A 9316-nucleotide genomic window follows, 5' to 3' on the forward strand; every position below is an offset into this window, starting at 1 on the left:
CTACGCCGCAGTAAGTACAGGTGGTGTCCACACGTTTTACTTCCCATTCCCTGTATTTTACCGGCTTCTTCGCCGATAATGCTCCCGTAGGACAGTAGGATACACAGTTGCCGCACGATACGCATTCTGAATCTTCAAGGGGCCTGCCGAAGGGGGGAGTGATGCGGGTCTTGGAACCTCTATCCGAACGCCCTATGGCGGATACCACCGAAGCTTCGGCGCAGACCCTTACACATTTACCGCAGAGTATGCACTTGCTCCGGTCATAGACATAGAACTTACCGCTGTCATCCAGACCCTGTCTCTTTCCGGTATCGGCATATACCTCTATATCCTCATCGGTTATACCGTACCTGTAGCTGTAGTCCTGCAGTTTGCAGTTTCCTGCCTTTTCGCAGGTCAGGCAGTTATACGGGTGGTTTGCCCAAATAAGGCTGAGAATAGTTCTTCTTGCTTCAACTATCCTGGGACTCTCGGTATAAACCACCATACCTTCACCTGCTGCCGTTGAACAAGAGCAGACAAGCCCGTTCGCTTTCTCCACTTCCACAACACATATCCTGCAGGCGCCGTCCGGCTTCAATCCCTCGCAGTAACACAGGTTAGGTATATTGATACCGGCTTGGTTCGCAGCTTCAAGTATGGTCATACCTTTTTGTACTTGAACTTCCACACCGTCAATTTTTAGGTTAACCATATTCAACCTGTTATCACCTCTCTTATGTTGGGAGGTGAGAGGTGGGAGGTCGGATTTTAGTATTGCTCTCCAGCACTTGTAAGATTCTCACATCTAACATCCCACTTCACACTTCCCATACCAGAATATCCCCTTTTGATTGTATATTTGGCACGTCACATCAGTCCCTCACATCACATCTCAGACATCTCGATGCTTCGCGGACAGCCCTTTCCTTGCTGGGGCAGCCTTCCACCTCATTAAAGGTATACTTCCTCTCTACAGGCAACAGGTCGTCGGGAGGCATCCTCTCCATTTTTTCCTCGATAACGGGCTGGAAATTCCTTCTTTCAATCTTTCGGTTACTCAGTTGTTCCGCCATATTACCTCCCAGGTACCTGTCTATATTCAGGGCCGCCCTTCTTCCATCTCCAACTGCCCCAACTACGGTATCCGGGCCCCTTGAACAGTCGCCTCCCGCGAATACTCCTTCAACACTCGTCTGCTGGGTATGCGGATCAACCACAACCCTCAGGTACCTGTCAATTTCCAGGCTGGTTTCACCGTTCAGACTTTCAATGTCTTGTATCATACCTATTGCCACTATGACGGAATCGAACTCTTCGGTATATTCGGAACCTTTGATAGGAACCGGTTTCTTCCTCCCGGACCGGTCGAACTCTCCCTGTTTCATTCTGACCAGTTTTAAGCCTTTGACCTTTCCCTCTTCGTCACCTATGATTTCCAGGGGCGCCGTCAGCGGCTCTATAATCACCCCTTCCTCCATCCCGTCCCTTATCTCCTTGTTCATGGCCTGCATATCCTGGGCGCTTCTCCTGTATATCATCTTTACTTCCTTTGCTCCAAGCCTTATGGCAAACCTTGCCATGTCAATGGCGCAGTTGCCTCCGCCTATTACGGCAACCTTGTTCCCAATGTATGGCGGATTGCCGGCATTGGCCTTTTGCAGGAAATCAAAGGAGAAATGGACATTCGTGAGATTTTCTCCGGGGATATCCAGTAAAATCTGTTCCTGCGATCCCACTGCTACGAATACGGCATCGTACTCTTCCCTGAGCTTGTTCAGGCTTATATCCTTGCCTACCCTGACGCCCGTTACCAGGTTGATACCCAGGTCCAGAATCCTTTGTATCTCATGCTTTATAACGTTCCTGGGCAGCCTGAACTCGGGGATGGCGTATACCAGCATGCCTCCGGGTTCCTTGTGCTCCTCGAATATGGTAACTCTATGGCCCCATTTTCTAAGGTAATATGCTGCAGTGAGCCCGGCAGGCCCTGCTCCGACCACGGCTACTCTTTTGCCTGTATCCGGAGCCACTTCTACATGAATTCCGGGGTGCTCCATTTCCCAGTCGGCTACGAACCTCTTGAGCACCCGTATATCCATTGCTTCATCAACCTGAGCCCTCTGGCATTTGGCCTCGCAGGGATGCCCGCATATTCTCCCGCATATGCCCGGGAAGGGGTTGTTTTCCATAATGACTTCAACGGACTTGTCGAACCTTCCCCTTTGGATCTCCTCAATAAACCGCGGAACATCCACCCCCGCGGGGCAGGCATTGATGCAGGGTGAGGAAAACAGGCTGGCGCAGCTGGAAGCCGGGCATCTCTTATGGTTTATATGCTCTTCGAATTCCTCCCGGAAATACCGGATTGCGTTGAGCACCGGATTGGGGGCAGTCTGTCCAAGACCGCAGAGGGCGGTTGATTTTATGATATTGCCAAGGCTCTCCAGTTTTTCTATATCTCCCTGTCTGCCTTCTCCCTTTACAATCCTGTCCAGTATCTGCAGCATTGCCCTGGTTCCTTCACGGCAGGGCGTGCATTTTCCACAGGATTCCTCCTGGACAAATTCCAGGAAAAATCTTGCCAGGTCAACCATACAGGTATCCTCATCTATTACTATCAGGCCTCCCGAACCCATGATGGTACCCATCTCCTTGAGGGATTCGTAATCGACAGGTACGTTGAGACCTCCTACCGGAATACATCCGCCCGACGGTCCTCCGGTCTGGGCGGCCTTAAGCTTCTTGCCCTTTATCAGGCCCCCGCCGATGTCGAATATAATCTCCCCGAGGGATGTGCCCATGGGCACCTCTACCAGACCTGCATATTCCGCCTTTCCGGCAAGGGCAAAAACCTTGGTCCCCGGGCTTTCCGGAGTACCTATGGTCCTCAGCCAGTCCCCTCCGTTCAGTATGATGGGAGGTACATTGGCCCAGGTTTCCACGTTGTTTATAAGGGTTGGCTTGTTCCATACACCCTCGTTGGCGGGGAAAGGCGGCCTGATCCTCGGTTCGCCCCTCAGACCCTGTATTGACCTGATGAGGGCGGTCTCCTCGCCACATACAAAGGCTCCCGCTCCCACCCTTATCTCCAGGTCAAAGCTGAATCCGGAGTTCATTATATTATCTCCCAGAAGCCCCATATTCCGGGCCTGTTCTATTGCTATTTGCAGACGTTCGAGCGCCATAGGGTACTCCGCCCTTATATAGACATACCCTTTTTTCGCTCCTATTGCGTACCCTGCAATAGCCATCCCCTCGATTACCGTGTGGGGGTCACCCTCTATTATGCTCCTGTCCATATAGGCTCCCGGGTCGCCCTCATCGGCGTTGCACACCACGTATTTCTCGTCCCCTTTGGCCTTGTATGCAAATTCCCACTTGATTCCGGTAGGGAAGCCACCTCCGCCTCTGCCCCTTAACCCGGATTTTTTCATCTCCTCAATTACTTCCTGCGGCTCCATTTCCGATAAAACCTTGGCAAGGGCAAAATACCCGTCAAAGGCTATATACTCCTCTATGCTGAGGGGATCTATCAATCCTACGTTCCTCAGGGCAATTTTCTTTTGACGGGCGAAAAACGGGATTTCATCTATTGACCTCACCGGCTCACCGGTATCCGGCATATGATACAACAGCCTTTCCACTACTTTCCCTTGCAGGAGATGTTTTTCTACAATTTCCGGAATATCCTTCACGGTAAGCTCCTTATAAAAAATTCCGTCCGGGTAGATGGTCATAAGGGGACCCAGGGCGCAGAGCCCCATACACCCCGTTTTTACCACTGTTACTGTACGGGACAGCTTTGTCCTTTCAAGCTCTTCATTCAGTTTATCAACTATTTCCTGGCACCCTGAAGATTCACAGCCGCCCCCGCCGCACACCAATATCTGATATTCTACTTGGTTCATAATCTATACCACCCCTCCTGTTACTGGATTAGCCATGATCTGATTATTTTCCCCTTCATTACATGGTTGAAAATTATTGCCTCAGCCATGTCCGGAGTAACCCTCGAGTATGATACATCTTTCTCCCCCGGCAGTTTTACAGTCATTATGGGCTCCTGGCTGCATAATCCTATACAGCCCACCACCCTGGTTTCCACATTTCCAAGTCCCTGCGTAAATATCGTATCTTTTACCCTCCGCACTATCTCTTTGGCGCCAACAGCCGTACTGCACCAGCTTAATTGAAGCACGATACTTCCCCGGTCTCCCTGCTCCAGAACCCTGTTTTCAGCCTTATTTCTTAATCTCTGATAATTCTCAAGAGCTTGCATCCTTATTCGCCTCCCATTCTTCATGCTCTAGGAGTATTTGCTTTAGCTTGTCAGGTTTCACCCTTGTGTACACCTTTTCATTAATGGTTATTACAGGACCCAGACCGCAGGCTCCAAGGCATCTCAAAACCTCAATGGAATACTTACCGTCGTCGGTAGTGTCCCCTCCACCTATGCCAAGAATCTCCTCCAGCTTTTCAAGTATCTTTTGAGAGTTCTTCACGTAACAGGCCGTACCCTTACATACTCCTATACAGTACTTCCCTTTGGGTTTCTCTGAGAATAGGGAATAGAATGTCACCACCCCGTAGACATCGCTGGCCGGAATGTTAAGTCTGCCAGCTATATATTCCTGTATTCCAGGGGGCAGATATCCCAATACCTTTTGTGTTTCATGCAGTACCGGAATAAGCCTTCCGGGGGTGTCTTCAAATCTCTTAATAATTTCATCAACCCGCTCCATCTGTCCTGTCGTAAAACCGGGGACTGTGCTGACCGCTGTGCCGCCCATACACATACCTCCTTTTAATGTATCCAATTAATTTTATTACCTTGTATAAACGCAAACCACGTGCCAAAGGCCCTTTAAACCGAAAACAGACCGGCTTCAGCCAATACCCTTTGTTTACTGGCTCTGCAAAAAAAATAAAACCCTTCTAAAAGGGTCTGTCTCACTTACCAATGTCGGGATACATTGCCATTAATATATAATATACCGTACCCCTCAAAACCGTATGGTTTAGTACTACTAATGCAGTATTACATTGATAATGTATTGCTGCATTAAGTCAGATACTTTTTAAGCTTCCTGACAATGGTGGACTGATCAACTTCCAGTATTTCCGCCATCTTGTAAGTACTGTTGTACCTCTCCTTGGCCTTCAGCAGAAGCTGTTTCTCAACCTCTTCCAGGGCTTTTTTCAGGGGAATCATCCCGATCACCTCAATATTCTGGCCGTTGTTGGACCTCTTAATAAAATCAGGCGGCAGGTCATCGGGCTGTATTATACTTCCGCGGGACACAATAACCAGTCTCTCTACAAGGTTCTCCAATTCCCTTATATTCCCGGGCCACTGGTATTCAAGGAATATTTTCTTTAAATCTTCCGAAATAATTTTGCTGGTTCCGTACTCATGGTTAAACTTCTCCAAAAACCTGTTGGTGAGCGGCAATATGTCCTCTCTTCTCTTCCGGAGGGGTGGTAACTCCAGGGGTACCACACTCAGACGGTAGTACAGGTCCGCCCTGAATTCCCCGTTATTTACCATCTCGTCAAGGTCCCTGTTGGTGGCAGCAATAACGCGGATATCGATATCTATAGGGTTAGTGCCCCCTACCCGGACTATTTTCTTATCCTGCAGTACTCTCAGCAGTTTCACCTGCTGGGACAGGGGCAGTTCGCCCACTTCGTCCAGAAACACCGTGCCGGTATGGGCTATTTCCAGCAATCCCGGCTTGCCCTGTCTCTTAGCCCCCGTAAAGGAGCCTGTTTCATACCCGAACAGCTCCGATTCTATCAGGTTCTCAGGGATGGCTCCGCAGTCTATCTTGACAAAGGGTCCCTTCCTCCTGGGTCCATTCTGGTGAATAAATCTCGTAATAACATCCTTACCGGTACCGGACTCGCCAAGTATCAGTAGGGTAGAGTCTATTTTGGAAAGCTTCTTTGCAACTTCCATTACCGCCTGGAATTCCGGGCTCCGCATGCTGAGCAGGTGTTCCAAATTCTCGTCTTCCACATATATTTCCCCAATGCCCTGGCTAATCCTGTTTTCCATGTCACGAAGGGCATTTAAATCCCTCATATTTGTAATTACCTTGGTAACCTTTCCATTTTCATCCACCACCGGGTTGCCGGTGGCCAGCACCTCTTTCCCCGACTTGTGCTTCTGCATAAAGGTAACGGGCCTTCCCGTTTTAAGGGCAAGCATGGTTGCCGAAGGATAGACAATACCCTTCCTCTCCAGTTCCTCCACACTCGATCCAATCAGTTCCGAGGCGCTCATATGCAGCATCTGCTCCAGGGCAGGGTTAACCTTTATCAAAAAACCTTTAGCATCGGCAACTGCTATTCCATCGTAGGAACAATCTATTATAGCCTGATTCTCCCGGTTCAGTTCTTTCTCCCTTTCCAACTCTTCCTCAAGGGTCTGCGTCAATTGGGTTTTCTGAGACAGGAGATAGGGCAGACACATATCCACTTCGGCTATGCCCTGGAAAACCGCTATGGCTTTCTCGCGACAGGACGGGTAGCCGCAGGCGCCGCAGTTCAATTGGTCTTCCGGAGTATATTTGCCCGTCCTCGCCAGAACTTCCTGTATATCCTTCTCGGTGGGCTGGGGAAGGAAGGCGTTTTTGTTATAAAAACTTGCTGCAAGGTCAACATGGTACCTGGATATCCGTTCTTTCCCCTCTTTCTTTTCTTCTGCGGAAATGCCGTTGAAAAACGCTATTATATCTCTTCTCTTGCTCGTAATGCTCTTGGATTGTCCTGCCATCGGGCCATCGATACACCCGTTGCACATCAGCAGGTCAAGAAATTTCACATTGACATCCCCATTGGTAACCGAGGATATGACATCTATACATTGTTTGGACCCCTCGGCTATTATATATTTCTGGCTGAGCAGGTCCTCCGCCAGGTTCATGCAATGGAGCAGTCCCCCCGGCAGGGGTATTGTATATCCCATAGAAGCGCAAGGGCTGTCCGGCTGAGTTGGCTGAACCGCATCAATATCTATTTTTTTCCTGCTGAATAGTTCTTCCGCTTCTTCAAACGTAAGGGCTACATTTATAATGCCGCTAATGTCTCTCCGTATAATTTCGGACTTTTTCGCGACACAGGGCCCGATAAATACCAGTTTAATGTCCGGGTCGCTGTATGCGCTTCTAAACATCTTTGCTGCCGCTATCATGGGAGACACAATGGGAGCAAGGTTGGGTACCAGGGATGGGTAGTGCATCTCGATGAGATTGACAACCGCAGGACATGGAGTGCTTATATAAAACTTTGAAGATAAGTCCAGGTTCCTGTAGGCTTCACACATAAGCTCAGCCCCTGCCGCCACCTCCCATACATAATCAAAACCGGCAGCCTTGAGAGCTCCTATATAGGTATCTCTTGGCATATCAACAACTGCAGGATAGGAAGGTGCAATGAGAGCGGCAGTCTTTGAACCGGAACGTATGATTTCCTCTACCATCGTCACGCTGTCCGCTACCCTCTTTGCACCCTGGTTGCATATCTTCAGGCAGCTCCCGCAGCTGATACACCTTTCAGCTATAACGCTGGCCTTTCCGTCAACCATTCTAACGGCTTTAACGGGGCAGTTCCGGACACAGGCGTAACAGGCTTTACACTTATCACTATCGGTTGTTATGACAGTGTTGCCCATAATTTCACCTTTTTCCTTTTATTTCTCTTTTAATAATAATTCGCTAATTCTTCTGTATATCCTTCTTTCCATCGGGGTATTTTGCAACTTGATGTTTTACACTTGCATCATAAGGAATGCCCTTTCATTTGATTCTATGAAACCCTGAATATACATTGAACCTCTTTCCCCTGACAAAACCGATAAGCGTTATATTGAGTTTTTTTGCAAGTTTTACGGACAAAGCTGTAGGCGCTGACCTTGATACAATTACCGGTATCCCTCTTTTTGCAACCTTTATCAACATCTCGGATGAAATTCTTCCGCTGGTAACGACAATACTATTCTCAAAATCCACCCCGTTTTTTGTTCCATGTCCTAAAACCTTGTCCACTGCATTATGCCGTCCAATGTCTTCGTGGTAGATTTCTATTATTCCTTCCATACCCAGTGCGCAGCTGTGCACACCCCCCGTTTGTTTGAAGACTACGGCCATACTGTCAAATTCTTTCATTAGCTGAATCACAGTCTCGGGTTCAATCTTTAGTGAATCCTTATCCAGCACCCTGGTATCCATAGAATCCTTCACATTGTAGAAGACCGGCGCTCTGCCGCAGCCGCTGGTAATAGTGCGGCTGCCATACAACTTTTCTGCAAAAATACTTTCCCTCCGGAGTTCTACATCTGCAATGCCTTCCTTACTATCCATCCTTAAATTTGCAATATCCTCAACGTTCTTGATAAATCCCTCCGAAAGAAGAAAACCGATAACCAGGTACTCCAGGTCTTCCGGTGAGCACAGCAGAGTAACGATTTCCTTGCCGCCTAAAAAAAGCGTTAATGGATATTCCTCAACTACAATATCCTTTATGCATTCAACTTCTTGACCGTTAAACCTTACTATATCGGTTTCCTCAAAATATGCCACCATTGTCCCCTCCCGTTTCAATCAACTTGTAGAACTCCTGAAGATCGTTAAGGTCGTTGAGGTTTGTAAATATATTAAGGTCCGGGCTGTACTCACGCACCTTGCTTTCATTTATCTTCACTATGTTCTTATGTTTAAGGACATCGTATATCTTGTAAACTCCTTCTTTCACCTTTTCTTCAATATCATCTGCCAGATTCTTGCTGTATAGGGCATGGAACGGTTCTATCCAACTTCCCTTGGAGGATATAACCGCATCGGGCAAATGTATTGAAGCAACTTCCATCATGTATTTTGCATATTCCAATGAAAGAATTGGCATATCACAGGCCGCCAGAAAAGCATACTTGCTGCAGGATAGCTTTAAACCAGCATGGATTCCCCCCAAAGGCCCTGCATTTTTTAATATATCCGTTGATATCCTGGCATCCAGTCCCACAAAGCTTCCTGGGTTATTGGTCACCACAATTATGTCTGCAAAAACGGTTCTCAGTTGATCTACAATAATTTCAACCATGGACCTGCCGCGTATATCGAGAAAAGCCTTGTCAAAACCCATCCTGCTGCTTTTCCCCCCTGCAAGCACGATTGCTGTACCCAATAATTCCATGTCTCCACCATCCCGGATAAATAATCAAAAGCGGCAATGCCGCTTTTGATTATTCTATTTAAATTCATTATACCTATTTTGCAACGGATTGGGAAGCGGTGGCAGGGGCTTCGGCTGCTTTGGTGCAGCCCTTGAACAC

At 48.1% G+C, this 9316-nt stretch carries 7 protein-coding genes; all 7 read right to left on the reverse strand.

The genetic code is table 11. The annotated features are described in order from the left end of the window. Nucleotides 1-703 (reverse strand): (2Fe-2S)-binding protein (locus HPY74_18120; protein NSW92542.1); only part of this gene is annotated, 703 nt, incomplete at its 3' end. A gap of 154 nt (nt 704-857) precedes the next feature. Then, the gene (gene nuoF / locus HPY74_18125) at nt 858-3893 is read right to left on the reverse strand and encodes an NADH-quinone oxidoreductase subunit NuoF (GenBank protein NSW92543.1); all 3036 of its coding nucleotides are present in this window, start codon (nt 3891-3893) and stop codon (nt 858-860) included. Between the two features lie 20 nt (nt 3894-3913). Beyond that, complete coding sequence (locus HPY74_18130) at nt 3914-4264, reverse strand: (2Fe-2S) ferredoxin domain-containing protein (protein NSW92544.1); 351 nt, start codon at nt 4262-4264, stop codon at nt 3914-3916. Further along, a complete protein-coding gene (locus HPY74_18135; GenBank protein ID NSW92545.1) occupies nt 4251-4775 on the reverse strand; it encodes an NAD(P)H-dependent oxidoreductase subunit E in 525 nt (174 codons plus the stop codon). The genes HPY74_18130 and HPY74_18135 overlap by 14 nt, the downstream gene beginning before the upstream one ends. A 272-nt stretch (nt 4776-5047) precedes the next feature. Further along, nucleotides 5048-7660 carry a sigma 54-interacting transcriptional regulator gene (locus HPY74_18140; protein ID NSW92546.1) on the reverse strand — a complete coding sequence of 871 codons (2613 nt, stop codon included), beginning with the start codon at nt 7658-7660 and terminating at the stop codon, nt 5048-5050. Nucleotides 7661-7784: 124 nt separating this feature from the next. After that, nucleotides 7785-8570 carry a formate dehydrogenase accessory sulfurtransferase FdhD gene (gene fdhD / locus HPY74_18145; protein ID NSW92547.1) on the reverse strand — a complete coding sequence of 262 codons (786 nt, stop codon included), beginning with the start codon at nt 8568-8570 and terminating at the stop codon, nt 7785-7787. After that, complete coding sequence (locus tag HPY74_18150) at nt 8554-9177, reverse strand: molybdenum cofactor guanylyltransferase (GenBank protein ID NSW92548.1); 624 nt, start codon at nt 9175-9177, stop codon at nt 8554-8556. Before HPY74_18150 ends, fdhD begins: the two co-directional genes overlap by 17 nt. Nucleotides 9178-9316: the final 139 nt, after the last annotated feature.

The sequence above is a fragment of the Bacillota bacterium genome (assembly GCA_013314855.1).
In the GTDB taxonomy this organism is placed as follows: Bacteria; Bacillota; Clostridia; order Acetivibrionales; family DUMC01; genus Ch48.